Origin of the sequence: Luteibacter jiangsuensis, assembly GCF_030812295.1 — a bacterium.
Classification (GTDB): Bacteria; Pseudomonadota; Gammaproteobacteria; order Xanthomonadales; family Rhodanobacteraceae; genus Luteibacter; species Luteibacter jiangsuensis_A.
Genome location: NZ_JAUSSK010000002.1, coordinates 803,742 through 828,495, shown reverse-complemented (window position 1 = coordinate 828,495; position 24,754 = coordinate 803,742). Strand labels below are relative to the sequence as shown.

At 67.6% G+C, this 24,754-nt stretch carries 24 protein-coding genes; 6 read left to right on the top strand and 18 right to left on the bottom strand.

Going from position 1 to position 24,754, the window contains the following annotated elements; all coding sequences use genetic code 11:
- Window positions 1–101: 101 nt before the first annotated feature.
- Genes dhaL through J2T07_RS08900 form a run of 7 tightly spaced genes read right to left on the bottom strand, consistent with a single transcriptional unit; the run spans window position 102 to window position 7,200 of the window.
- Complete coding sequence (gene dhaL / locus J2T07_RS08930) at window positions 102–758, bottom strand: dihydroxyacetone kinase subunit DhaL (RefSeq protein WP_306849085.1); 657 nt, start codon at window positions 756–758, stop codon at window positions 102–104.
- Entirely contained in the window at window positions 755–1,756 is a 1,002-nt protein-coding gene (locus tag J2T07_RS08925; protein ID WP_306849084.1) for a dihydroxyacetone kinase subunit DhaK, read from the bottom strand. The genes dhaL and J2T07_RS08925 overlap by 4 nt, the downstream gene beginning before the upstream one ends.
- A 40-nt stretch (window positions 1,757–1,796) precedes the next feature.
- Window positions 1,797–2,912 carry an MDR/zinc-dependent alcohol dehydrogenase-like family protein gene (locus tag J2T07_RS08920; RefSeq protein WP_306849083.1) on the bottom strand — a complete coding sequence of 372 codons (1,116 nt, stop codon included), beginning with the start codon at window positions 2,910–2,912 and terminating at the stop codon, window positions 1,797–1,799.
- A 29-nt stretch (window positions 2,913–2,941) separates the two neighbouring features.
- Window positions 2,942–3,709 (bottom strand): SDR family oxidoreductase, encoded by a 768-nt coding sequence (locus J2T07_RS08915; protein ID WP_306849082.1) that lies wholly within the window; start codon window positions 3,707–3,709, stop codon window positions 2,942–2,944.
- 2 nt (window positions 3,710–3,711) lie between these two features.
- Window positions 3,712–4,707 (bottom strand): substrate-binding domain-containing protein, encoded by a 996-nt coding sequence (locus tag J2T07_RS08910; RefSeq protein WP_306849081.1) that lies wholly within the window; start codon window positions 4,705–4,707, stop codon window positions 3,712–3,714.
- A gap of 31 nt (window positions 4,708–4,738) precedes the next feature.
- On the bottom strand, window positions 4,739–5,722 hold the full coding sequence (locus J2T07_RS08905; protein WP_306849080.1) for an ABC transporter permease: 984 nt from the start codon (window positions 5,720–5,722) through the stop codon (window positions 4,739–4,741).
- A complete protein-coding gene (locus tag J2T07_RS08900) occupies window positions 5,719–7,200 on the bottom strand; it encodes a sugar ABC transporter ATP-binding protein (protein ID WP_306849079.1) in 1,482 nt (493 codons plus the stop codon). Before J2T07_RS08900 ends, J2T07_RS08905 begins: the two co-directional genes overlap by 4 nt.
- Before the next feature lie 242 nt (window positions 7,201–7,442).
- Between J2T07_RS08900 and rpiB the strand changes: the two genes are divergently transcribed.
- Window positions 7,443–7,904: a ribose 5-phosphate isomerase B gene (gene rpiB, locus J2T07_RS08895; RefSeq protein ID WP_306849078.1), complete on the top strand. Its 462-nt coding sequence runs from the start codon at window positions 7,443–7,445 to the stop codon at window positions 7,902–7,904.
- Between the two features lie 42 nt (window positions 7,905–7,946).
- Window positions 7,947–8,915 carry a sugar-binding transcriptional regulator gene (locus J2T07_RS08890; RefSeq protein ID WP_306849076.1) on the top strand — a complete coding sequence of 323 codons (969 nt, stop codon included), beginning with the start codon at window positions 7,947–7,949 and terminating at the stop codon, window positions 8,913–8,915.
- Here the strand turns inward: J2T07_RS08890 and J2T07_RS08885 are convergent.
- Both J2T07_RS08885 and rsgA read right to left on the bottom strand, forming a co-directional pair.
- Window positions 8,912–11,122 (bottom strand): autotransporter outer membrane beta-barrel domain-containing protein, encoded by a 2,211-nt coding sequence (locus J2T07_RS08885; RefSeq protein WP_306849075.1) that lies wholly within the window; start codon window positions 11,120–11,122, stop codon window positions 8,912–8,914. The two genes, J2T07_RS08890 and J2T07_RS08885, sit on opposite strands and share 4 nt — an antisense overlap.
- A 159-nt stretch (window positions 11,123–11,281) precedes the next feature.
- Window positions 11,282–12,337: a ribosome small subunit-dependent GTPase A gene (gene rsgA / locus J2T07_RS08880; RefSeq protein WP_306849074.1), complete on the bottom strand. Its 1,056-nt coding sequence runs from the start codon at window positions 12,335–12,337 to the stop codon at window positions 11,282–11,284.
- A 118-nt stretch (window positions 12,338–12,455) separates the two neighbouring features.
- Here rsgA and J2T07_RS08875 point away from each other — a divergent pair, with 118 nt between their 5' ends.
- The 4 genes from J2T07_RS08875 to grxD all read left to right on the top strand — a co-directional run bounded on the left by J2T07_RS08875 (window position 12,456) and on the right by grxD (window position 16,386).
- On the top strand, window positions 12,456–13,700 hold the full coding sequence (locus tag J2T07_RS08875; protein WP_306849073.1) for an aminotransferase class I/II-fold pyridoxal phosphate-dependent enzyme: 1,245 nt from the start codon (window positions 12,456–12,458) through the stop codon (window positions 13,698–13,700).
- A gap of 3 nt (window positions 13,701–13,703) precedes the next feature.
- Entirely contained in the window at window positions 13,704–14,318 is a 615-nt protein-coding gene (locus tag J2T07_RS08870) for an SGNH/GDSL hydrolase family protein (RefSeq protein ID WP_306849072.1), read from the top strand.
- 215 nt (window positions 14,319–14,533) lie between these two features.
- On the top strand, window positions 14,534–15,406 hold the full coding sequence (locus J2T07_RS08865) for a UDP-2,3-diacylglucosamine diphosphatase (RefSeq protein WP_306849071.1): 873 nt from the start codon (window positions 14,534–14,536) through the stop codon (window positions 15,404–15,406).
- Window positions 15,407–15,477: 71 nt separating this feature from the next.
- Window positions 15,478–16,386 (top strand): Grx4 family monothiol glutaredoxin, encoded by a 909-nt coding sequence (grxD, locus tag J2T07_RS08860; RefSeq protein WP_306849070.1) that lies wholly within the window; start codon window positions 15,478–15,480, stop codon window positions 16,384–16,386.
- Between the two features lie 188 nt (window positions 16,387–16,574).
- On the opposite strand, the gene J2T07_RS08855 is transcribed toward grxD, so the two are convergent.
- Genes J2T07_RS08855 through cobO form a run of 9 tightly spaced genes read right to left on the bottom strand, consistent with a single transcriptional unit; the run spans window position 16,575 to window position 24,734 of the window.
- Window positions 16,575–17,297, bottom strand: coding sequence for an adenosylcobinamide-GDP ribazoletransferase (locus J2T07_RS08855; protein WP_306849531.1), 723 nt, complete (start codon window positions 17,295–17,297; stop codon window positions 16,575–16,577).
- Window positions 17,294–17,833: a histidine phosphatase family protein gene (locus J2T07_RS08850; protein ID WP_306849069.1), complete on the bottom strand. Its 540-nt coding sequence runs from the start codon at window positions 17,831–17,833 to the stop codon at window positions 17,294–17,296. The genes J2T07_RS08855 and J2T07_RS08850 overlap by 4 nt, the downstream gene beginning before the upstream one ends.
- Window positions 17,830–18,873 (bottom strand): nicotinate-nucleotide--dimethylbenzimidazole phosphoribosyltransferase, encoded by a 1,044-nt coding sequence (cobT, locus tag J2T07_RS08845; protein WP_306849068.1) that lies wholly within the window; start codon window positions 18,871–18,873, stop codon window positions 17,830–17,832. Before cobT ends, J2T07_RS08850 begins: the two co-directional genes overlap by 4 nt.
- Window positions 18,870–19,391 (bottom strand): bifunctional adenosylcobinamide kinase/adenosylcobinamide-phosphate guanylyltransferase, encoded by a 522-nt coding sequence (cobU, locus tag J2T07_RS08840; protein WP_306849067.1) that lies wholly within the window; start codon window positions 19,389–19,391, stop codon window positions 18,870–18,872. The genes cobT and cobU overlap by 4 nt, the downstream gene beginning before the upstream one ends.
- The gene (locus J2T07_RS08835; RefSeq protein WP_306849066.1) at window positions 19,385–20,851 is read right to left on the bottom strand and encodes a cobyric acid synthase; all 1,467 of its coding nucleotides are present in this window, start codon (window positions 20,849–20,851) and stop codon (window positions 19,385–19,387) included. Before J2T07_RS08835 ends, cobU begins: the two co-directional genes overlap by 7 nt.
- On the bottom strand, window positions 20,848–21,948 hold the full coding sequence (locus J2T07_RS08830) for a threonine-phosphate decarboxylase (protein WP_306849065.1): 1,101 nt from the start codon (window positions 21,946–21,948) through the stop codon (window positions 20,848–20,850). Before J2T07_RS08830 ends, J2T07_RS08835 begins: the two co-directional genes overlap by 4 nt.
- Complete coding sequence (gene cbiB / locus J2T07_RS08825; RefSeq protein ID WP_306849063.1) at window positions 21,941–22,849, bottom strand: adenosylcobinamide-phosphate synthase CbiB; 909 nt, start codon at window positions 22,847–22,849, stop codon at window positions 21,941–21,943. The genes J2T07_RS08830 and cbiB overlap by 8 nt, the downstream gene beginning before the upstream one ends.
- A complete protein-coding gene (locus tag J2T07_RS08820) occupies window positions 22,846–24,135 on the bottom strand; it encodes a cobyrinate a,c-diamide synthase (protein WP_306849062.1) in 1,290 nt (429 codons plus the stop codon). The genes cbiB and J2T07_RS08820 overlap by 4 nt, the downstream gene beginning before the upstream one ends.
- The gene (gene cobO / locus J2T07_RS08815) at window positions 24,132–24,734 is read right to left on the bottom strand and encodes a cob(I)yrinic acid a,c-diamide adenosyltransferase (protein ID WP_345783958.1); all 603 of its coding nucleotides are present in this window, start codon (window positions 24,732–24,734) and stop codon (window positions 24,132–24,134) included. The genes J2T07_RS08820 and cobO overlap by 4 nt, the downstream gene beginning before the upstream one ends.
- Between the last annotated feature and the right edge of the window lie 20 nt (window positions 24,735–24,754).

Sequence of the window (24,754 nt, the reverse complement as noted above, 5' to 3'; positions counted from 1 at the left end):
GACTTTGGGAAGGCTGGTGTGGGAGCCGCTTCAGCGGCGATGGGGGCTTGCCTCAGACTGGCCCGCTGCCACGGGATCGCCGCTGAAGCGGCTCCCACAAGTCACGGCGCGAGACGACGCGTGATCGAATCCGCCATCGACTTCAGGATCAGGAAGCATGAGGTCGCGCCGGCGTCGACGGTGCCGATGGAGCGTTCACCCAGTCGTGCCGCGCGGCCGATCCTGGCCTGCATGTCCTTCGTGGAATCCTTGCCCTGCTCCGCCGCCGTCGACATCGCGGCCAGGGCCTCGATGAAGTCGCCACCCCCCGCCAGCGTCTCGCGATACGCGACCTCGGCCGGCACCAGCGTGTCCATCAAGGTCTTGTCGCCCACCTTCGCGCCACCCAACTCCTTGACCGACGCGACGCCCGCGGCCAGCGCCTGCCCGAACAGCGCCGCGTCCAGCGTATCGCGCCCCGTGAAGGCGAGCTGGAATTCGAGGAAGAAGCTGCCGTAGAGGGGACCCATCGATCCGCCGATGTCGTCCATCAAGGCCATCGTCAGGGCTTCGAACGCATCACTCGCGCCACGCACGTCCTCGGCATCCATGCGTTCGGCACACAAGGCGAAGCCCTTGGCCATGTTGATGCCATGATCGCCGTCGCCCGTGGCGGCATCGATCTCGGAAAGGTAGTCCCGGTTGGCACGGATCGTCGCGACGAGGGCATCGACGATGAAGCGCCCATCGGAAAGCGGAAGCGAAACGGCGGTCGTCATGCCAGCACCTTCAGGCCGATGCTCGAACAAGGATGGGCGAGACAGGCCTTCAATTCGTCGTCGAGCCGGGTCAGCGTCAGCGTGATGCCATTCATCTCGAGCGAGGTGAACAGGTTGCCGACGAAACGGAAGGCGACGACGGCACCGGCGGCTTCGAGCTGCTCGGCCACGTCGGCATAGAAGATGTACTGCTCCATCAAAGGCGTGGCGCCGAGACCGGAGACGAGGACCGACACTTCGTCGCCTTTCGCCAGCGGGAAGTCGGGAAGGATGATGTCCAGCATCATCTTCGCCATGTCCCTGGACGACACCGTCTTCGTTACCTGCACGCCGTGCTCGCCGTGATGGCCGATCCCGACTTCCATCTCGCCGTCGGCGATGTGGAAGTTGGCCTTGCCCGCGGCGGGGATGGTGCAGGCCGAGAGGCCGATGCCCACCGAACGGGTGGCATCGATCGCCTTCTGCGCGGTGGCGATCACTTCGTCGAGGCTGCCACCCAAGGCGGCACGGGCACCGCCGCATTTCCACATGACGATCTCGCCGGCCACGCCACGGCGCTTTTCGCGTTCGGTCTTCGGCGCGGAGGCGACATCGTCGTTGGCGACCACGGTCTTCACCGCGATGCCCTGGGCGGCGGCCATCTTCACCGCCATCTTCACGTTCATGTTGTCGCCGGCGTAGTTGCCGTAGAGGCAGGCCACGCCCGCGCCACGGTCCGCGGCCTTGAAGGCATCGAGAAAGCTCTTCGCCGTGGGCGACGAAAAGATCTCGCCGACGGCGACGGCGTCCAGGAGGCCCGGCCCGACATAGCCGAGGAAAGCGGGTTCGTGCCCCGAACCGCCGCCCGTGACCAGGCCGACGGAGCCTTCGGGTTTCTTCGTGGCGACACCGATCACGCGCGGGTTCGCGCTATCCAGTGCCATCTCCGGATGGGCGGCGACGATGCCGCGTACCATGTCCTCGACGACCTTCTCGGGGTCGTTGATCACTCGGTTCATTACGTGGTTCCTGAAAACGTGGAGTGTGCGCCGAAGGGGCTCAGGGTTCGAGTACGACTTTCAGCGAATGTTCACCGCGTTCCATCACCGCGAAGGCTTCGGCGAACTTCGCCAGCGGGAACTTGTGGGTGACGATATCGCGCACGTCGATCTTGCGGTGTCCGATGAAGTCGATGGCGCGTGGATACATGTACGGTCCCAGATGCGAGCCGAGCACGTCCAGTTCCTTGCGGTCGCCGATGATCGACCAATCGACCGTGGCCTCGTCGTTGAACACGCTGAACTCGACGAAGCGGCCCAGCTTGCGCAGCATCGCCATGCCCTGGTTCACGGCCCGGTGGTGGCCGGTCGCCTCGATGTAGATGTCGCAACCGTAGCCGCCCGTGATCGCCTTGACCTTCGCCACCACGTCTTCCTGGCCGGGGTTCCATACCTCGTCCGCACCCATGCGCAATGCCAGCGCGGCGCGCTCCGGTTTCATGTCCAGCACGATGAGCTTCTTCGGGTTGCGCAGGCGTACCGCGCCGATGATGCCGAGGCCGAGCGTGCCCGCGCCGGCCACGACGACGATGTCGTCGAAACCCACGTCCGCACGGTCGGCGGCGTGCAGCGAGCACGCCAGCGGTTCGATCAGGATCGCTTCGTCCGGCGGGATCTCATCGGGCACCTTGTGCACGATACCCTCCCTGGTGAAGATCATGTACTCCGCCATGGCGCCCTGGACGTTGTTCTGGAAGCCGTAGAGATCGTGCTTCTGGCACATCCAGTACTGGCCGTGGTTGCAGAAGCGGCAGCCCCAGCACGGCACGATCTGTTCGGAGATCACGCGGTCGCCCACGGCGACGCCACGCTTCTCGGCGCCGGGCCCCAGCGCGACGACACGGCAGACGAACTCGTGGCCGGGAATCATCGGCGGCTTCACGTAACGGGGCTGCTCGTCGTCGCCCCAGAACGATGGCGCGCCACGATAGGTCTTGATATCGCCCATGCAGATGCCGACCAATTCCACCTTGGTCAGTATCTCGTCCGGCCCCGGCGTGGGCACGGGCACTTCCTCGAGGCGGTAATCCTCGGGCGCGTAGCAGACCACGGCCTGCATGGTCTTGGGGATGGATGGGATGGCGCGCGCTTCGCGGGGTTCGATGACGGTGGACATGGGTCGGCCTGCGTTTTCTGCGGAAGGGATTACTGGACGGTGTAGCCGCCGTCGATCACCACGTTTTCGCCGGTGATCATCGCGGCCGCGTCGGAGAGGAGGTAGAGCACCATCGCGGCGATCTCGGCGGGCTGGGCGAATCGCCCCATGGGAATCTGCTTCTTCGCCCGCTCACCGACTTCGCCGGCCCAGGCCTTCTTGCCCAGCTCGGTCTCGACCACGGTGGGCGATACGGCGTTGACGGTGATCCCCGAACCGGCCCATTCGATCGCCAGCACCTTGGTCATGCCGACAATGGCCGCCTTGCTGGCGCAATAGGCCACATGGCGATCGAGCGCGACCACGGCCGCCTGCGAGGCGAGGTTCACGATACGGCCGCGGCCGGCCGCCATCATCGGCTTCGCGACGGCCTGGGCCACGAAGAACGAGGCCTTCAGGTTCACGTCCATGGTCGTGTCCCAACCGGCTTCGGTCACGTCCACGGCCTTGTCGAGGATCGCCACGCCCGCGCTGTTGACGAGGTGATCGATGCGCCCGAAACGCTTCATCACGGCGTCGACGGCGGCGTGCACCTGGGCGAGGTCGCGTACGTCGAGCGTGACACCGATGTGCTTGCCCGCTTCGCCCGGGAGCGTGGCGGCGATATCCGCCACGTCCGGCCGCAGGTCGAGCAACGCCACCGAGGCACCGCGCGAGGCGAGCAGTTCGGCGCAGGCGAAACCGATGCCCGCGCCACCGCCGGTGACGACGGCCACCTGGCCGCCGAGGTCGAATGCGTCGTTCCAGAATGAGCTCATGATCAGCCGCCCGTCACCTGCTTGTACAACGCGTCCGCGTTCTGCGGGGTGACCGGCACCCAGGGCAGGATATAGCTGGCGGCCTTGCCATCGGCCCACTTCACCTGGTTGCCGTAGCGCTGCCAGATCACCGAACGCGGCTTGTAGCTGTCGCCGATGAGCTTGGCCAGCGTCACGTCGAGCGCGCCTTGCGACTGCGCCTGGGCATCCTGCAGGAAGGTGGTGATCTCACCGGCCTGGGCCGCCTTGATCGCATCGGGCATGCCGTCGATCGAGGTGATCGGCACGTCCTTGGGCGAGACACCGTGCGACTTCAGGGCCTGGAGCGCGCCGAGGGCCATGTCGTCGTTCTGCGAGACGATGCCGGCGATCTGCTTGGGATGCGCGTTCAACCAGTCCTCCGTGAGGCTCAGTGCCTGGGCGCGGTCCCAGTTGGCCGTCTTCTTCTCGATGATCTTGATGCCCGGATTCTTCGCCAGCACTTCCAGCTCGCCCTTCTCGCGATCGATCTGCGCCGACTGCCCGATCGGTCCCTGGATGATGACGACGTTGCCCTTGCCGCCGATCTGCTTCGCGAGCGCCGCCGCCTGGAGCCGGCCGCCCTCCACGTCGTCGTTGCCGACGTAGACCACCTTGTCCGAGGCGACCTTGGTGTTGGAAGCGACCACCGGGATGTCCTCGGCCATGGCATGACGTACGGCGCCCACGCTGGCCTTGGTATCGATCGGCACGAAGATGATCGCGTCGTAGTGCTGCGTGATCATCGTCTCGATCTGGTTGTTCTGCGTGTTGGCGTCGTAGTTGCCGTCGAAGACGGTGATCTGGACCGTGCCGTCCTTCACCGCGGGATGTTCCTTGATCGATTTCACCCAGGCCTGCATGAACTGGCCCTTCAAACCGTAGACGGCGGCACCGATCTTGTAGGTCTTCGCTTCGACGGCGCCCGCCATGAGGGTGCTCGCGGCCAGCATGCAGACGAGGAGCTTGCGCAATTTCATGTGTTTCTCTCCGTGGAATGGGAGCGCCGGTTCAGCGCTGTTTCTTGCGGGATACGTCGAGGAGCACGGCCAGGACGATGATCAGTCCCTTGGCGACCTGCTGGTAGTACGAGGACACACCGAGGAGGTTGAGGCCGTTATTGATGACACCGATGAGCAGCGCGCCGAACAGCGTACCGACCAGGCTGCCGGTGCCACCGGACAGGCTGGTCCCGCCGATCACCACCGCGGCGATCGCGTCGAGTTCGTAGGAGAGGCCCGCCTGCGGCAGCGCCGACGTGGTACGCGCGGAAAGGACCATGCCGGCGAGTCCGGCAAGCAGGCCCGAGACCACGTAGACGGAGAAGATCACCTTGCGCACGCCGATGCCCGAAGTGCGCGCGCTCTTCTCGTTGCCGCCGACCGCGTACACATAGCGGCCGTAGGTCGTGTATTTCAGGACCATCCAGAACAGCAAGGCCACGGCGGCGAAGATCACGATAGGCATGCTCAGCGGGCCGAGCTTGCCGTCGCCGAGCGAGAGGTAGGCGTCCGGCAGGTCGGCGACGGGGCTGCCGTCGTTGACGATATAGGTGAGGCCACGGGCGACGCTCAGCATGCCCAGGGTGGCCACGAACGGCGGCACCGAGAGACGAGCGACGACGAAGCCGTTCACCGCGCCCAGCACGGCACCCGCGAGCAAGCCGGCACTGAGGGCGGCGAGCAGGCCGTGGCCCTGTGCGGCGATGAGCCCGCTGCAGATCCCCGCGAAGGCCAGGATCGAGCCCACCGAGAGGTCGATGCCCTTGGTGAGGATGACGTAGGTCATGCCGATCGCGAGGATGCCGTTGATCGAGGTCTGCCTGAGGATGTCCATCAGGTTCCGCGCGGTCAGGAAGTACTCGCTGGAGAACGCGAGCACCACGCAGAGCACGACGAAGATGATCGGCATCGCGAAGCGGTCGATGAAGGTGCGCATCCGCTGCCGCGGCGCGACGGTTGCCGTTGCCGGCGTGGTGAGGGTCTGTGCGTTCATGAGGCGAGATGCAGCAGGGTTTCCTGGGAGAGGTTGTCGTCGTCGCGCATGGCGACGATCCTGCCGCCCTTGAAGACGGCGATGCGATCGGAGAGATAGAGCAGCTCCGGCGCCTCGGACGAGACGACGATCACGGCGCCGCCGGCGCGAACGAACTGGTCGAGCAGCTTGTAGATCTCCTGCTTCGCGCCCTCGTCGATGCCACGCGTGGGCTCGTCGCAAAGCAGCAGCGTCGGGCCGGTGGAGAGACACTTGGCCAACACCACCTTTTGCTGGTTGCCGCCGCTCATGGAACTGACCGGCAGCTCTTGCGAGGCCGTCTTCACGTTGAGCTTGCCGATCATCTCGTCGGCCAGCGCCCGTTCCCTGCGACCATTGATGACCGACAGGCTCGACAGGCTGGGATACGCCGCCATCGCGATGTTCTCGCGCACGCTGCCGGACAGGACCAGGCCGGTATCCTTGCGATCTTCCGTCACCAGCGATATGCCGGCACGGATCGTCGCCGCCGGGTCGCCCTTCGGCAGCGGCTTGCCATCGAGCAACACGTTGCCGCCGTCCGGTGATGTCAGGCCGTATACGCAATTGAGGAATTCACTACGTCCCGAGCCCATCAGGCCATAGATGCCGAGGATTTCCCCGTGGCGCACCTGCAGGCTCACGTCGCTGAACTCGTTCTTGCGCGAAAGACCATCCACGTTGAGGCAGACCTTGTCGCTGGCGGGACGCTTTTCCTTGTCCACGGCCACGAGTTCCCGGCCGACGATGCCGCGGACGAGGTGGGCGCGGTCGATATCCACCAGCTTCCCGCTTTCGACGTAGGCGCCATCGCGGAAGATCGTGTAGTCCTCGGCGATTTCCGCGAGCTCGGACAATCGATGCGACACGTACACGATGCCCGCGCCGTTGGCCGTGACGCTGCGGATCGCCGCGAACAGCGTTTCGGTCTCGCGTTCGCCGATCGCGGAGGTGGGCTCGTCCATGATGATCACCTGGCAGTCGTAGCTGAATGCCTTGGCGATCTCGACGAGCTGGACCTGGGCGAGGCTCAGCTCGCTCATCACGCGGCCGGCATCGATGGCGAAGCCGAGCCGGTCGAGCAAGGCCTGGGCCTGTTTCCGCAGCTTGCGGTAATCGACGAAGAAGCCGCCCAGGGTGGGTTCACGGCCGAGGTAGAGGTTTTCCGCCACCGTCATGCCCATCACCGGGGAGAGTTCCTGGGTGATGATCGCCATGCCGTGGGCCAGCGCGTCGCCCGGGCTGGCGAACGACACCTCGACGCCATTGCGGCGGATGCTGCCGCCATCGCGCCGTAGCAAGCCCATGAGGATATTCAGGAAGGTCGACTTCCCCGCCCCGTTGCCCCCGCAGAGGGCGTGGACGCTGCCCGCGCGAAGGGTGAGCCGGCCGTCGCGCAAGGCGGTCACGCCATTGAAGCTCTTGGAAACCTCGCGTGCTTCGAGCAGGACGTCGTTCACCGAACACCTCTAGAACTTTTGCTCAACAGTGAGCAGTTGATCTAAGCGGAGCCGATAGTAGCCACGTCGTTTTTCGGGTGTCAACAGGGATGGTGACCCAGCTAACTCTTTGCTGCATAGCAACATTCGGTCCTGCGACGGGGTTACGCTTGACAGGATAGGAGCCCGCCCCTATAAATCGCCAGCATGATCTTTTGCTCAATGACGCGCATATGATCGCGCGATTTCCGGAGAAAGACCCCATGAAAGTGGCGATCGGCTGCGATGAAGCCGCCTACGCACTCAAGGAATCGGTGAAGCGGCACATCGCCGAAAAGCACCCCCACGTCGAGCTGACCGATTTCGGCACGCATGGTCCGGAGGAGAAGGCGTTGTACCCCGATGTCGCCATCGCCGTGGCCGAACGCATCGCCGCGGGCGACTTTCCGCGCGCCATCCTGCTCTGCGGCACCGGTATCGGCATGGCCATTTCGGCGAACAAGGTGCCAGGCGTGCGCGCCGCCCAGTGCCACGACACGTATTCCGCCGAACGGGCCAGGCGCAGCAACGACGCGCAGATCGTGACCCTGGGCGGCCGCGTTATCGGCAACGAACTGGCCAACAGCATCGTCGACGCCTGGCTCGGCGCCGAGTTCGACGGCGGCCGTTCCACGCCGAAGGTCGAGAAAATCCTCGCCTACGAGAAGACGCTCGGCCATCTTTGACCGCTAAGATGCGCCGTGCGGTTCCCACGCCCGAAGGATGCGATGACCAACGAAGAACTGACCCAGCTCGCCAAGCTCTACTACGTGGACGGGCTGACCCAGGAAGACCTCGCGAAGAAGTTCTCGCTCTCGCGGGCAAAGGTCGGCCGCCTGTTGAAGCGTGCCCAGGACGAAGGCATCGTCGAGATCCGCGTGCGCCATCACCCTCAGGCCACCCAGGCGCTGGAGGATGAGCTTACCTCCCGTTTCGGCATCGACCGCGCCATCATCTCGGTGGACCACAAGGACCAGGACAAGCAACGCGAACTCCTGGCCGGACTGGTGGCGAGCTACCTCGACCGCATCCTCACCGACGGCAGCATCGTGGCGGTGGGCATGGGCCGCAATGTCAGCTCCATATCGCACCACGCCGTGTCGTCCACCCAACGGCAGTGTTCCTTCGTCTGCGCCATCGGCGGTTCGTACCGCGGCGGTGAGGCGATGAACGCCGACCACATCAGCCGCCGCCTCGCGCTGCGCTTTGGTGGCGACAGCGAGACCCTGTATGCGCCGGCGCTGGTCAGCGATCCGGCCATGTGCAAGGCCTTGCTCGAGAACGAGACCGTCCGCCAATCGCTGAGCAAGGCGCAACGCGCGCATATCGCCCTGGTCGGTGTCGGCGACATCCTCGAGGACAGCAACATGGTGCGCATGGGCTGGTTCACCCAGGCCGAGATCGCCGAGGCGAAGCGCTCCGGCGCCGTGGGCGACATCATGGGCTACGACTTCATCGATATCCATGGCAGGCCCGCCACCACCCTGATGCAGGACCGCGTGGTGGGCCTTTCCCTGCCCGACCTGGAGCGCATCCCCAACGTGATCGCGATCGCCAGCGAGCACACCAAGGCCACGGCCATCCTCGGTGCGTTGCGCACGGGCGTGATCGATACGCTGGCCACGACGGAAGCCATCGCGCAGACCGTATTGAGCCTGGAGCAGGCCACGCGTGGCATGGATGTGGCCCGCGTCTAGAACGTGAGGGCCAGCCCGGCGCGCGCGGTGAGCCCGGCCTCCCCACCCTGCCCGATGCGAACGCGCCGGACCGCGTCGATATGGGCCGTCATGCGCGACCACAGGTGAAAGGCCGCGCCGACCGACAGTTCGGCCGCACGCGTCGCGCGCTCCATGGGAAACCGCTCACCGGACAGACCCGTCGATCCGTGCGAAGGACGGACGACCGCGTGCCGAAGCTCCAGGTAGGGCGTCCACGCATATAGCACGCCGCCTTTGGGCGCGAGCATCAGCGATGCCCTTGCCCCACTCTGAAGCATCACGCGCCGTGGCGTGCCGCCAAGCACGTCGAGCCCGTCGCCATCGACGGCACGGCTGAAGCGGAGCCGCTGCCAGAGCAGGGAGGAGCCCGGCTCGATGGTCAACCGATCCGTGACCTGCCAGCGATACCCTGCGGAAAGCGCGTTGTCGTTGCCATTGGCCCGCAGCCGTCCCAGCACCTCGCCCCGCGTGGGCGTGCGCACGCCGATCCGGTAATGCGTCATGGCGTAACTGGCCGCCACCTGCCAGCCGTCTTCCGTCGCCAGCTGCGCATGCACCGCCACGCCGCGAGCGCCGACGCGGGCTTCGCTTCGACCGTCGACGATGCGGGGCGACACGAGACTGCCACCCAGCGAAGCCGCCACCCCCACGCGCCACGTCGTATCGCCGGCGGCATGGACGAGAAAGTCTCCGGCGACCTGCACTCCCCGGTCGTGGCGCCTGTAGTCCACGCCGTAGGAGGTGAATGGCAAGGTACTGCGATAGGCCACGTCGCCACCGAACGTGCGTACGCGCAACGCCGGATCGCGAGCGATGTCCCGCTCGTGCGGACGGAGCGCATCGAGCGCCACCGCGCCATAGCCGAACAGCGCCTGGTTCAACACCAGGTATGCGGGCGCTTGCGGGGCAAGTGCGGGACGCATGGCGGGTGCCGTCGAGCGGCTCCGCCCCTCGCGTCCCTGCGCGGGGCCTTCGACTTTCCTGCTTTGCAGGCGGAAATCCCAGAATCCGCCGCCCTCGCCGTCGACCAGCCGCTGGCGGGCATCGCTCTGGCCCGGCTCATAGGCCTGCAAGGCGTAACTCCACGGCCCGACCACCACGTGGTCTCCCGCCAATTGGAAGGACCCCGCGCTGGCTCCGCCTCCGACCTGCACGAGACTGATGCCATCGTCGGGGCCGTTGCTCCCGTCTCGTCCCGCGGTCGCCGCGCCCTTGCCGCCGGCATGGGTCACGTGCACCACGGTGCTGCCGGATGCGTTGCCGCTGATGAGCAGGCGGTCGGTAGCCTGCCGGCGCAACGATCCGCCGGCATCGAGCCGCGTGCCGAGAACGATTCCGCTGGCACCCGCATCAGCCGTCCACGTGCCGACCCGGAGCGCCGTGAAGCCCGGCCTTGTCCGGTCGAACGCGACCGTACCTCCCCGGGACAATTGCAGTGTGTCGACGGTACTGTCCCCGCCCACGATCCAGATGCTGTCTTCGAGGGAGAGGCCTGAAAGCCGCCCCGCCTTGCCTCGCCATGCGCTGCGCGCCATTCGCAGGTCGAGCGCACCCGTGCCCTCGCGCACGATGTCGCCGTCGATACGACTGGCGACGGACGTGATGCCGAGACTCACGTCGCCACCGCCGATACGACCGCGGATCGTCGAATCCTCCAACCGCACCCATGCCGTTCCGCCACCGGGAAAATGCGTGGCGATCGCATGGCCACGCCCTCCATCGATCGAGGATCCATGGAGCCGTGCCGTGCCACCGGCGAGCGCCAGCGCGATGGACCTGTCCCCCGCGCCGCTGGATACCTCGACGCTGGAATGACCCAGTTCGATCGTGGCATGGCGTTGCGCCTGGACCCCGATCGTGCGGCGTCCGTTCAATTGGATACGGCTGTCGGCCAGCGACACCTCGGCACCATCGATGGCGAGGATGCCGAAGGCATGGCCCGTGGGGACGGTCGCGCCCTCGTGGACGAGGGTCAGCGCTTCCGCGTCGAAGGTGGCACGCGAGGCCACGCGGACCCCGACGGTCTTGTCTCCGGACACATGGATGATATCGCCGGGATCCAGCTGCACGGCTTCACCGTGGTCGATGAGGATGCCGGTCTTCCATTCCGTGGATTGCGCAGGCGAGGCGAGCGCGCCGACGAGGGCCATGGCGAGCGCGCCGCGCCCGCACGATACCGTGGCCATGGTGGCCTCCTTGCATGCCGATAGGGACAAGCAAGGTAGTTACCCGGGTGCGCGGTGTATGTCGGGTGCGGGCGCGAAGTGTGTAAGGGCGATGAGGTGCCATCGCCGACAGGGTCGGCTCCCACCGGATAGTGGGGGGGCACCGACAGGTCGGCGGTCTCAATCCTCGTTGCGTGACCAGTCGCCGCGGCGGGGTTTGCCGGCGGGCTTGGGGCCCGCCTTGCGCTTCAGGCGAGCTTCCAGCGTGGCGGCCTGCTCCTCTCGTTCGTCATGCAACTTGAGGTAGTTGCGCCAGCGCAGCGGCGACAATTCGCCCGAGGCGAGTGCCGCCTGGATCGCACAGCCCGGCTCGTTGCCGTGACTGCAATCGGCGAAACGGCATTGCGCGGCGAGCGCTTCGATGTCGGCGAACAGGTCGAGGTTTTCCTCGCCGGTGAGCTTGAGCTCGCGCATGCCAGGGGTGTCGATCAGGCAACCGCCGGTCGGCAGGCTCAGCAGGGCGCGATGCGTGGTGGTGTGCCGCCCACGGCTATCGTTCGTGCGCACCGCACCCGTGGCCATGCGCTCCTCGCCGAGCAGCGTATTGGTGAGCGTCGACTTGCCCGCGCCCGACGAACCGACCAGGACCGCGCTCATGCCGGGACCGAGGTAAGCCGCCAGCAGATCCACCGTGGCGGGATCCTTGGCATTGATCGCATGCACCGCGGCATCGGCGGGCAGGCGGGTCTCCAGCGCGGCGATCGCCGCGGCCACGTCCACGCCCGTGTCGGCCTTGCTCAGCAAGACGACGGGATGGGCGCCGGAGCCTTCCACCAGGGTCAGGTATCGCTCGATGCGCGAGGGGTTGAAGTCGCCATCCAGCCCGGTCAGCACCAGCACGTAGTCGATGTTGGTGGCGATGATCTGCCGCTCGTAGCGTTCGCCGGCGGCGGCGCGGGTGAGGACGGAGCGCCGTGGCAGCACCGCTTCGATCACGGGGTGGCTCGCGTGGTCGAGGAAGACGAAATCGCCTACCGCCGGCCGCAGCGAGGGATCGAGGCCTCGTTTGAGGAAGGGGCCGGCGGGCTGGGCGTTGAACGCCACCGAGCCGTCGTGCACCTCGTAGCCCGCGCGATGCTGTGCCACGACGCGCGCGAGGCGGCGTGGGTCGTCGGGCAAGGCGGGGTCGCGCCAGCCGATGTGGCGCAGGCGCGCCAGGTCCGAGGAATCGGTCATGGGCGGGATTATGCCCGCTCGCGGCCCGTTTTCCGCCTCGCGACGCCGTAAAGACGCTGTTAGGATCGGGACACGACCGCCGGGAAGGGCCCGGCCGGTACGCAATGGAAGTCCCGACGTGTCCTCGATCAAGCCCAGCGCGCACCTGGCGGAAGTGCGCTATGAAATCCGCGGCGCCCTCACCCGGCGTGCGCGCGAGATGGAAGCGGCGGGCCAGCCGATCATCAAGCTCAACATCGGCAACCCCGGCCGTTACGGGTTCACGACCCCGCCGCACCTGCGCGAGGCCATCGGCGCGCACCTCGTGGACAGCGAGGCCTACGGCCACGAACAAGGCCTGGAAGAAGCCCGCGAGGCGATCGTCGCCCAGCAGCGGAGCCGCGGCGCGACCGGCGTCGATGTCGAGCACGTCTTCATCGGCAATGGCGTGAGCGAACTGATCGACATCTCGCTGCGCGCCCTGCTCCAACCCGGCGACGAGGTCCTCCTGCCCAGTCCGGACTATCCGCTGTGGAGCGCCGCGACGATCCTCAACGATGGCAGCCCCCGCTATTACCGCTGCCTTGCCGAAAACGGCCACCTGCCCGATCCCGACGAGATCGATGCGCTGGTCGGCCCGCGCACCCGAGCACTGGTGCTGATCAATCCCAACAATCCTACCGGCGCGGTCTACCCGAAGGCGCTGCTCGAACGCATCGTCGAGGTCGCCCGGCGGCACGGCCTGCTCCTGCTGTGCGACGAAATCTACGATGAGATCCTCTACGACGGCATGCCGTTCCAGCCCCTCGCGGCGGTCGCCGGCGACCATCCGTGCGTGAGCTTCGGCGGGCTGTCCAAGGTCCATCGCGCCTGTGGCTACCGTGTCGGCTGGATGAGCCTCTCGGGCGACCAGCGGCGCACTGCCGAGTATCGCGATGCCTTGCAGCTGCTCGCCGCGCTGCGCCTGTGCGCGAACGTGACGGCACAGTGGGCCGTGCGCCCCGCCCTGCTCGACAAGCCGACGATCGGCGCACTGACCGCGCCGGGCGGCCGCCTCCACGAAGCCCGCCGCATCGTGCTCGAAAGCGTCGCCGCCAGTCCGTTCCTCGAGACGGTGGCGCCGGGCGGTGCGATCTACGCCTTCCCCCAGGTGCGCGCCGATGCGATCGCGCATTTCGACGACACCGCCTTCGCCCTGCGCCTGCTCGAGGACGAGAACGTGCTCGTCGTGCCTGGCACCAGCTTCAACCTGTCCGCGAGCCGCCACCTGCGCCTCACCTTGCTGCCCCCGCCGGAACAACTCGCCGAGGTCTTCGTCCGCATGGACCGCGTTCTCGCGCGCATGGCCGACGAGGCGATACCCGCCGCCAGCGCGGTCGCCTGATCGATGGCGGATCCCGCGTTTCTCGCCTTGGGCGATTCGTACACGATCGGCGAAGGCGTTCCCGACGAAGGCCGCTGGCCGGTGCAACTCGTCGCGCGGCTGCGCGAAAGCGGAGTCGCCTTGGGTGCGCCGCGCATCGTCGCCACCACGGGCTGGACGACGGACGAGCTCTCCGCGGCGATGGACGCGGCGGCACTGCAGCCAGGCTATGCGCTCGTCACCCTGCTGATCGGTGTGAACAACCAGTACCGCGGACGGCCCGCGACGGAATACCGCGAGCAATTCCTCGCCCTGCTCCAACGGGCGGCGGAGTTGTCCGGCGATGTCCGCCGCGTCGTCGTCGTGTCGATTCCCGACTGGGGCGCGACCGCCTTCGCGGAAGGGCGCGACCGCGCGGCGATCGGCCGCGAGATCGATACGTTCAACGCCATCGCGCGCGATGAAACACTGCGCATGCACGCACGGTGGGTGGACGTGACGGCGGCATCGCGCGAAGCGGGGGCGAAGCCTGGCATGCTGGTGGACGACGGGCTGCATCCGTCGGCTGCGCAATATGCCGAGTGGGTGAAGCGGATCCTTCCCGAGGCCCAAGCCGCGTTGCGTGAACTTCACCACTGATCGCCGATGAATCGGCTCCCACAGGAGCATCGCCGACAGGGTCGGCTCCCACCAGAGCCTTGACTGTCCAGGGGCCGGCAGGGTGGGAGCCGATTCATCGGCGATCCGGCGCGAAGCGCCGGCCAGGCCGCAACACCGCTGCAACACCGCCGCCACGCACCCGTTACCTCAAGCCCCGAGACTGGGCACCCGGGACAACCCCGGGAACCGATGCCATGGCGAAGCTCACCTGCCGCAGCGCCTTCATCTCCGACGTGCACCTCGGCACGCCCGATTGCAAGGCGGCCTATCTGCTCGACTTCCTCCGCCACCTGGAGTGCGAGCGGCTCTACCTCGTCGGCGACATCGTCGACCTGGAAGCGTTGGCGAAGCGCCATTGGTGGCACCCGGACCATAGCGCCGTGATCGCCGAACTGGTGGCGATCGCCGCGCGTGGCGTCGAAGTGATCTACATCCCCGGCAACCACGACTTCCAGATGCGCGGCCTGGCCGGATCGAGCATCGCCGGCATCCGCGTGGAACTGGATGCCATCCACGAAGGCGCCGACGGCCGCCGCTACCGGGTCAGCCACGGCGACGAATTCGATCCCGAGCACGTCGGCCGCCGTTGGATCGCCTGGCTGGGCGACACCCTGCACCGCTTCATCTGCTGGGCCAATCGCCGTGTGCACGCGGTGCGCCTGCGCCTGGAGCTGCCCTACCTGCCCCTGTCGATCATCCTGAAGTCGCACGTCGGCGCGGCCCTCGATTACATCCGCGGCTACGAGCAGCGCGTGGCCCGCGACGCCCGCGAACGTGGCCTCGACGGCCACATCTGCGGGCACATCCACTTCGGCCACGTCCGCCCGATCGACGGCATCCTCTACCTGAACGACGGCGACTGGGTGGAGCACTGCACCGCCCTGGTCGAGGACGCCACGGGCGCCATGGAGCTGATCCACTGGACGGAGCGGGTGACCCCGCTGGGCCGGGCCAGCCGGGAGACCGTGCTGCCCTCGCCGGAGGCGGTGCTCGGGTTCGCCCCGCTGGCCGACTGCCGGGCCGATCTCTCCACCCTGCGCGGCACCGGGGTGTCGATAGCGGGTTGAAACGGACCGGATAGGGCCCATGTGCGGTGGATGCCGGTAAAATGGCTCCCTTCCCTTTCCGCGGTGACCCCATGGCCCTCGACACCCCCACCCGCGAGCGCATCGAAACCCTCCTCGGCCAGCACGACGTCGTGCTGTTCATGAAGGGTTCGCGCCAGCAGCCGATGTGCGGTTTCTCCGCGGCGGCGATCAACACCCTCAACGACGTGATCCCCGCCTACCACACGGTCGACGTGCTGCAGGATCCCGAGATCCGCGAAGGCATCAAGGAATACGGCCAGTGGCCCACCATTCCCCAGCTCTACGTGAAGGGTGAACTGGTCGGGGGCTCGGACATCATCCGCCAGCTCTATACCAGCGGCGAGCTCTACACGATGTTCGGCGTCGATGCCCCGGACCGCACACCGCCGGAAATCACCATCACCGAGAAGGCCGCCGAGGCCATCCGCGGTGGCATGGCCAACGCCCAGGGCATGGCCCTGCACCTGGAGATCGGCCCTGACCACAGCGCCGGCTTCCAGCTGGCGCCGGCCGGCGACCACGACATCGTCGTCATCGCCAACGGCATCGAAGTGCATTTCGATCCCGGCAGCGCCGCGCGCGCGAAGGGCATCGTGATCGACTGGGTGTCCACGGTGCAGGGCGAAGGCCTGAGCCTGAATTTCCCGGGCGCCGTCGAGATCGCTTCGCTGAGCGTGCAGGAACTGAAGGCCAAGCTCGATGCGGGCGATGTCGTCCTCATCGACGTCCGCCCGGCCCAGAGCCGCGCGGTGGTCGCCCCGATCGACGGCGCACGCATCCTGGAAGACGAAGGCTACGAAGGCCTCGGCCAGTTGCCGAAGGACACGCCGATCGCCTTCATCTGCAACGTCGGCATGTCCAGCCGCGCCGCCGCCGAGCGTTTCGCCGCCCATGGTTTCACCCGCATCTTCAACGTCGAAGGCGGGATGGACGCATGGATGCGTGAAGTAGGCGGCTGAGCGAAGGGGTCCGGTTAGGGACCCGTCATGTCTTCTGGTGGGAGCCGACCCTGTCGGCGATGGGTGCTTGCCGTAACCTGGCCCGCTGCCGCGGGATCGCCGACAAGGTCGGCTCCCACAAGCTGAGGTCGGGTCGGCTCCCACAAGAAGGTCGGCTCCCACCAGGTTTGCCGCGACCCCGCAGGCTCTCAGCCGTGGATCGCCACGAGTGCGACCAGCGTCGCCGCCTCGACCATTTCCACCAGCGCGCCGGCGGTATCTCCGGTGAAGCCGCCGAGGCGCCGGATGCAAGCGCGCCGCCATAACCAGCCGGTGATAGCGGCGGCACCAAGCGCCAGCAACCCCGCGTATCCGAAACACGCCGCCAACCCCACGGCAAGCAGCAGCGCCACGCGGCAACCGACGGCCGGTGCGCCACGAAGCGGTTCGCCAAGGCCCTGCCAGCGCACATAGCTTGTCGTGAGGAACCACGCGACGATCGCCGTGCGCCCGAGTAGCGGTGGCAACACCAGCCACCACGTGCCACCCAGCGTCGCCAGCGCCGAGAACTTCAACAGCAACACGAGCACCAGCGAAATCACGCCGGCCGGACCGCTGCGTGGGTCCTTCATGATCGCCAGCGTGCGCTCGCGATCGCCCATGCCGCCGATCCAGGCATCGGCACTGTCGGCGAGGCCGTCCAGGTGCAGGGCGCCGGTCAACGCCACCCAAACAACGAGGACGATCGCCGCGGCCGGTAGCACGGGGAACGCATGCAGCAGGTGCGCGGTAGCCACCAGCAAGCTGCCGATCGCCAGTCCCACCAGCGGATACCATTTCAGCGACGCCGCCTGCGCACCGGCACCGAAGTTCACCCGCGGCACCGGCAAGCGCGTGAGAAAGGCGAAGGCCACCGCCAATCCACGCATCAGCGATTCCAATGCAAGGCGTGCAGCGACGCATGCGGCACGTCGATACCCGCCATGTCGCCGAAGCCGCGCCCTTCCGCGACACAGCGCAACAGGCGGATCGCGCCGCCATGGGTGACGACGAGGGTCCGTGCATCGGCCACCTCCGCCGCGACATCGTCCAGCGCCGCGGACAAGCGCGCACGGAACGCGTCGAAGCGTTCCGCACCCGGCGGCGGATACGTGACCGGATCGGCCCAGAAGCGCTCCAACGCCTGGCTGTCCGTCGCCGCGATCGTCTCGATCGGCACGCCCTGCCAGTCGCCGAAGTGGTATTCGGCCAAACGCGCGTCGACACGCAGAGGCAATCCGCGCCGTTGCGCGAACTCCGCCGCGAACGCGGCGCAGCGCGTCATCGACGACGACACCACGCGATCCCATTCACGGCCTTCGACGGCCTCGCGCAACTGTCGCCAGCCCAGTTCGCAGAGCGGATCGTCCAGTTGGCCGCGATAGCTGCGCTGGCCCGTGTCTCCGTGACGAAGCAGGTCGATGCTCATGCCTCGGACACCCCCGCTTCGGCGAAGGTCGCCATGGATGCGTGCAGTGCGCAGGCCATGCGCAGCAGCGGCACGGCGACCGCCGCACCACTCGCTTCACCCAGCCGCAACCGCAGGTCGAGCAACGGCTCGGCGTCCAACGCCGCGAGCACGCGTGCATGACCCAACTCCTGCGAACGGTGCGAGAAGATCAGCCACGGCTTCGCATCCGGGCGCAGGGCGACCGCGGCGAGTGCCGCGACGCTGGTGATGAAACCATCGACGAGCACCGGCAAGCCACGCTGCGCCGCGGCGACGAAGGCACCCGTCAACGCCGCGATCTCGAAACCGCCCAGGCAGCGCAAGCGCTCGCGCGCCGTATCCACCCCGGCGTGCATCGCCAAGGCGCGCGCGATCACACGCTGCTTCCGAACGACGCCTTCGGCACCCAGTCCAGTCCCCGCGCCTGCAAGTGCATCCGGCTGCGCATCGAGCAAGGCGCAAGCCAGCGCACTGGCGACCGTGGTGTTGCCGATACCCATGTCGCCACCGATATAGACATCCGTCCCTGCGTCGATGGCGTCGGCCACGCTTGCCGCGCCCGCCATCAACGCGGCGTCCAGCTGGGCATCCGTCATCGCCGGCCCCGCGCAGAAGTTGGCGCTCGACGGGGCGATCACGCGACGCCGCACACCGGGAACATCGCCCGGATCGTTCACCGTGCCCAGGTTCACCACCTCGAGCGTGGCGCCGAGTTCGCGCGCCAGGACGGCGATCGCCGCACCGCCACCGGCGAAATTGCGCAGCATCTCCCCCGTGACCGCCTGCGGGAAGGCGGATACACCTTCGGCGGCGACGCCGTGATCGGCGGCGAACACGGCGATCCGGACACGCGCGGCGGAGGGCCGTTCACGCCCTTGCAGGCCGGCCAGTTGCACGGCGAGCGCCTCGAGCCGGCCCAGCGAGCCCGGCGGCTTGGTGAGGGTGTCCTGGCGTGCGGCCGCGGCACGGGCGACGGCGTGGTCCGGAACGCGGCTGGGTGCCGCGAGCCAGTCGATCATGGCGGTGTTCCTTTGAGGGTCAGGGGCAGGCCGGCAGCGACGAAGACGACGCGATCGCACCGTTGCGCCAGGGCCTGGTGGAGGCGTCCCGCTTCGTCGACGAAGCGGCGCGTGAGTTCGCCCAGCGGCGTGATGCCGAGGCCGACTTCGTTACTGACGAGGACGATGTCGCCCGGCAGGCCGCATACGCCGTCGAGCAAGGCATCCCGCTGCGACGCGAAGTGCGCGCCATCGTCGATACCGAGCAGGTTCGATAGCCAGAGCGTGAGGCAATCCACCAGCAGGAAGCGGTCCGCGCGCGCGTGTTGGCGAAGCGTGGCGACCAAGGCCAGCGGTTCCTCGACCGACATCCATTCGGCGGGCCGCCGCACGCGATGATGCGCGATGCGTTCCGCCATCTCGGCGTCGAGCGCCTGCGCCGTCGCGATGTAGACAACGTCACGGCCGCTGTCGATGGCGAGACGTTCCGCCAGCGCGCTCTTGCCCGAGCGCGCACCGCCAAGGACAAGGCTCAGCACCGGCGCAACCCAAAGATCCGCTCCAGCGTAGCGGCATCCATATGCGCGTCGACCGCATCGGCCAGCCGTTCCAGTGCCGCTTCGCGCTGTACCTGGATGTCGAAGCGCTCGGCCGCGTGCAACCCCGCGTCGCGGAGCCACCCGGCCAGCGCATCGGGATGGTCGAAGATGCCGTGCAGATAGGTACCGATCACTCGTCCGTCGTCCGAGCGCGCGCCGTCGCCACGGCCGTCTTCCAGCCATACGGCCGGCATGGCCATGGCCGGTCCTTCGCTCACGCCACAGTGAATCTCGTAGCCGCTCACCGCGGCCTGGCTGTCCGCCAACCTGCCCCGCACGTTGCGCAACTGCTTCGTCGGCGCCAGGGTCGTTTCCAGGTCGAGCAAGCCGAGGCCTTCGCTGGATCCCTCCTGGCCCTCGATGCCACCGGGGTCGTGTACGGCGCGGCCGAGCATCTGCATGCCGCCGCAGATGCCGATCACCCGGCCGCCATAACGCACATGACGAAGGATCGCCTCGTCCCACCCCTGTGCGCGCAACCAGGCGAGATCGGCCCGCGTGGATTTGGAGCCGGGCAGCACGATCAGGTCGCAGGCCGGGAAGGCGTCGCCGGGACCGACGAAGACGCAGTCCACCTCCGGATGCCACCGCAGTGCGTCGAGATCGGTGTGGTTGCTGATCCGAGGCAGCGCGGGCACCGCGACGCGCAAGGCGGACCGTGGACGTTCGCTGCGATCTCGCGGCAACGCGTCCTCCGCTTCCAGGACCAGGCCGCTCAGGTAGGGCAACACGCCAAGCACCGGTTTTCCGGTCTCGCGCTCCAGCCAGTCCAGCCCCGGCTGCAGCAAGGCGATGTCACCGCGGAACCGGTTGATGACGAAGCCCACGATGCGTGCGCGCTCGCTTTCGGAGAGCAAGGCCAGGGTACCGACGAGGTGCGCGAAAACGCCGCCGCGATCGATGTCGGCGACGAGCACGACGGGGCAATCCACCGCCTCCGCGTATCCCATGTTCGCGATGTCCCGGTCGCGAAGATTGATCTCGGCCGGACTGCCCGCGCCTTCGACGACCAACGCGTCGTACCGATCCACCAACCGCGCATGCGAGGCGAGCACCGCCTCCATCGCCACCCGTTTGTAGGCGTGGTAGCCGACGGCGTCCATGTTGCCTATGGCGTGCCCGTGCACGATCACCTGGGCGCCGGTATCGCTGTTCGGTTTCAACAGTACCGGGTTGAAGTCGGTATGCGGGGGCACACCCGCCGCCTGCGCCTGCACGGCCTGTGCGCGGCCTATTTCGCCGCCATCCACGGTCACGGCGGAATTGAGTGCCATGTTCTGTGGCTTGAACGGTGCGACAGCGGCACCACGACGGTACAACCAACGGCACAGCGCGGCGACCACGGTGCTCTTGCCCGCGTCGGACGTGCAGCCTTGCACCATGAGTACGCGGGCACTCATCGCATGACCTCCGCGAGGACACGATCCAGTCGCGCGAAAGCGGCATCATCCGCGGGCAAGCCAAAACGCACGGCCCGCGGGGCGTCGAAATATCGGACGAGGACCGCGTGTCGCGCCAGCGACCGCTGCAGTTCCGCCGCGTCGGATCGTTCGCAGTACTGGAAGAATTCGCAGCCACGGGACGGACGCAGGCCATGCTTCGTCAGCATCGTCCACAATCGTGCGGACGCCTCGTGCAACCACGCCCGCGCGGAGACCTGCCACGCGCGGTCCATCAGCGCCTGTGTCACGGCATACCGGCTCGGGCCCGTCAGCGTCCACGGTCCGAGCACTTCCGCCAATGCATCGAGCAAGCCCGGCCATGCCGCGATGAAACCCGCGCGTGCACCGGCCATCCCGAAGAATTTACCGACCGAGCGAAGTACGATGATGCCGTCGCGTACATGCGGCACCAGGCTGTCGTCCGGCCGCGTGTCGATGAACGCCTCGTCCACCACGAGCCAAGGATCGTTACCTGCCATGGGACCTGCTACGGAGCCTGCTACAGGGCCTGCTTTTGTGGGAGCCGCTTCAGCGGCGATGAGGGCTTGACTCGAACTGACCCGCTGCCGCGGGATCGCCGCTGAAGCGGCTCCCACAAGAACGGTGTGCAAGTCCAGCAGAGCGTCACGGTCCAGGCAGGCACCGGTGGGATTGTTCGGGCGGATCACGATGACGACATCGAACTCCGAAGCCCGTGCGAGCAGTTCCGGAAGTGGCAGTGGCACGACGTCGTGACCCGCTTGCCGCCATGCGTGCGCATGCTCCGCATAGCCGGGCGCGATCACGCCCACTCGCGACCGCGCGCGCAAACGCGGCAGCGCCGCGATGGCGGCTTGCGAGCCCGCGACCGGCAGCAGGTGCCGGGTACCGTAATAGGCACGCGCGGCATCCAGCAGGCCATCGTCATCCTCGGGAAGACGCTGCCACGCGTCGGCCGGGACGAGAGGCACCGGCCACGCGCGAGGACTCACCCCCGTCGACAGATCGAGCCAGGCCTCGCGTGGGATAGCGAACTCGCGAGCGGCGCGCGCAAGACGTCCACCGTGTTCAAGCATGCGCCGCCACTCCCACCAACAGCACGACAACCAGCCAGGCGACGACCGCGCGATCGACCAGACGCAACGCGCGGACTATCGAGGACGCATCGGGCAACTCGCCCTCGCCAAGCATGGGACGCTCTTCCCACCGGCCGTGATAAGGAGCCGGACCACCCAGACACACGCGCAGCGCACCCGCGCCGGAAGCCATCACCGGACCCGCATTGGGGCTGTCCCATGACGGGGCTTGCGTGCGCCAGCAGCGGAGGGCCGTGACGGCATCGCCCATGGCGGCATAGCTGAGCGCGGTGAGCCTGGCCGGCACGTAACCGAGGACATCGTCGGTCCGCGCCGCGGCCCAACCGAAGCGTTCGTAGCGATCGGTCCGGTAACCCCACATGGCGTCAAGCGTATTGACCAGGCGGAACAGCAAGGCCCCGGGCGCGCCGAACACGATGAACCAGAACAGCGCACCGAATACGGCATCGTGGCCGTTCTCCAACACCGATTCCGTGCCGGCCGCGGCGACATGCGTGGCATCCAATGCGCCTGTGTCGCGGCTCACCATGCGGCCCACGGCGGCACGCGCCCGTGGCAGGTCGCCATCGCGCAAGGCGGCAGCCACCGGCCGCGCATGTTCACCGAGGCTGTGTCGCCCCAAGGCGAAATACAGTACGAGCACGTCGAGGGCAAAGACGAGGACAGGCGGCGACACGGCACGCAATCCACAAAACAATGCCACCGGCACGAGCACGGCAAGCATCCACGCGGCAATACCCGCCAGGCGATGGTCGGCATGGAGCCGGCGTTCTACCGCGCTGGCCAGCGAACCGAAGCCGACCAGCGGATGGAAACGGCGCGGCTCGCCGAGTACGGCATCCAGCGCCAAGGCCAGCAGCATCGCCAGCAAGGTCGTCATCGCAGGAAGAGCCGGCACGCCGCGCCGGGATTCGACGGAAAGTAGAAGTGCACGAAGCTCGCCGTCATGCGTCCGCGGCGGTAGACCTTCTCCGCCGTGGGACCGCCGTGAGGGTTGCTCGCCAGGGCCAGCGGCGTCGCCTCCACCGTCGCCTGCGCATAGTGGAACGAGTGCCCGCGCAGGCTTCCCTCGGGCAATTCGACGGCCTGCATGCCCAGCGCCGCCAGCCGCGGCTGGATCGCGGCGTGGCCATGCAACAAGCCCAGCATCGCACCTTCATGGCCATCGCGATCGGCAAGGCGGTCCAGCGCGTAGAGCAGTCCACCGCATTCGGCGAGCAGCGGGCGGCCTGCCTCGACGTGCGCGTGCAGGTCGCGGCGCAGGTCGTCGTGTGCGGCGAGTGCGTCGATATGCAGTTCGGGATAACCGCCCGGCAGCCAGGCCGCATCGCAATCGGGCAGCGGATCGCCCGCCACGGGCGAGAAGAACGACAGATCCGCACCCGCGTCGCGGAGCACGTCGAGGTTGGCGGGATAGAGAAAGGCGAATGCCGCATCGCGTGCGATGGCGATGCGTACGCCATCGAGGCGTACCGAGGAGACGGGCGCCGGGGGCGCCTCGAAGGCGACCGCAGGCGGCAGGTCCATCGGCCCTTGCGCAAGCAAGGCATCCGCCAGCGCATCCAGTCGCGCATCGAGGTCGGCCAGTTCCGCCGCCGCGACGAGACCCAGGTGCCGCTCCGGCAAGGCCATGGCCGCGTCGCGCGGCAATGCCCCGTACCACGCCATGCCCGGGGGCAGGCTGTCGCGCAACAATCCGGCGTGATACGCGCCGCCCACGCGATTGGCGAGCACGCCTTGCACGTGCAGGCCGGGGCGGTAGCTCGCCAGCCCATGTGCCAGCGCACCGAAGGTCTGCGCCATGGCGCTGCCGTCGATCACCGCCATCACCGGCAAGCCGAACGCCATGGCCAGGTCCGCGCTCGACGGCGCACCGTCGAACAGGCCCATCACGCCCTCGACCAGGATCAGGTCCGCGTCGGCCGCGGCGGCGTAAAGCCGTGCGCGAACGTCGTCGTCCCCGCCCATCCAGGGATCGAGCTGATACACCGGTGCCCCGCTCGCGCGCTCCAGGATCATCGGATCGAGGAAATCCGGCCCCGTCTTGAACACGCGCACGCGGTGTCCCTGCCGCACGTGGGCACGGGCGAGCGCGGCGGTGACGCTGGTCTTGCCCTGCCCCGACGCAGGCGCGGAAACCAGCAGCGCGGGACAGGCACGGCTCACAGCTCGACGCCCTTCTGCGCGCGGATACCTGCCTGGTAAGCGTGCTTGACCACGCGCATCTCCGTGACGGTGTCGGCGGCGGCGACGAGTTCATCGGGCGCACCACGGCCGGTGATGACGACATGCTGCCGTTCGGGCCGTAGGCGCAGTGCCTCCAGCACGCGGTCGAGCGGGACATAGCGCTTCACCAGGGCGATGTTGAGTTCGTCGAGCAACACGAAGTCGTAGGCGGGATCGCGAAGCATGCTCTCCGCCACTTCCCACGCCGCCGTCGCCGCGGCGACATCGCGCGCCTTGTCCTGGGTTTCCCAGGTGTAGCCCTCGCCCATCACGTGGTAGTCCAGCGGGCCGTCCTCGAACATGCGGAAAAACGCCTCCTCGCCGGTGGAGAAACTGCCCTTGATGAACTGCACGACGCCACAGCGGAAGCCATGGCCGAGCGACCGCGCCAGCATACCGAAGCCCGACGAACTCTTGCCCTTGCCGTTGCCGGTGTTCACCACCAGCACGCCGCGGTCGATGGTCGCCCTGGCGATGCGCCGGTCGATCAGCTCCTTCTTGCGGCGCATCCGGTCGCGATGGCGCGCATCCTCGTCCATGTCCTGCCAGGGCACGGCGT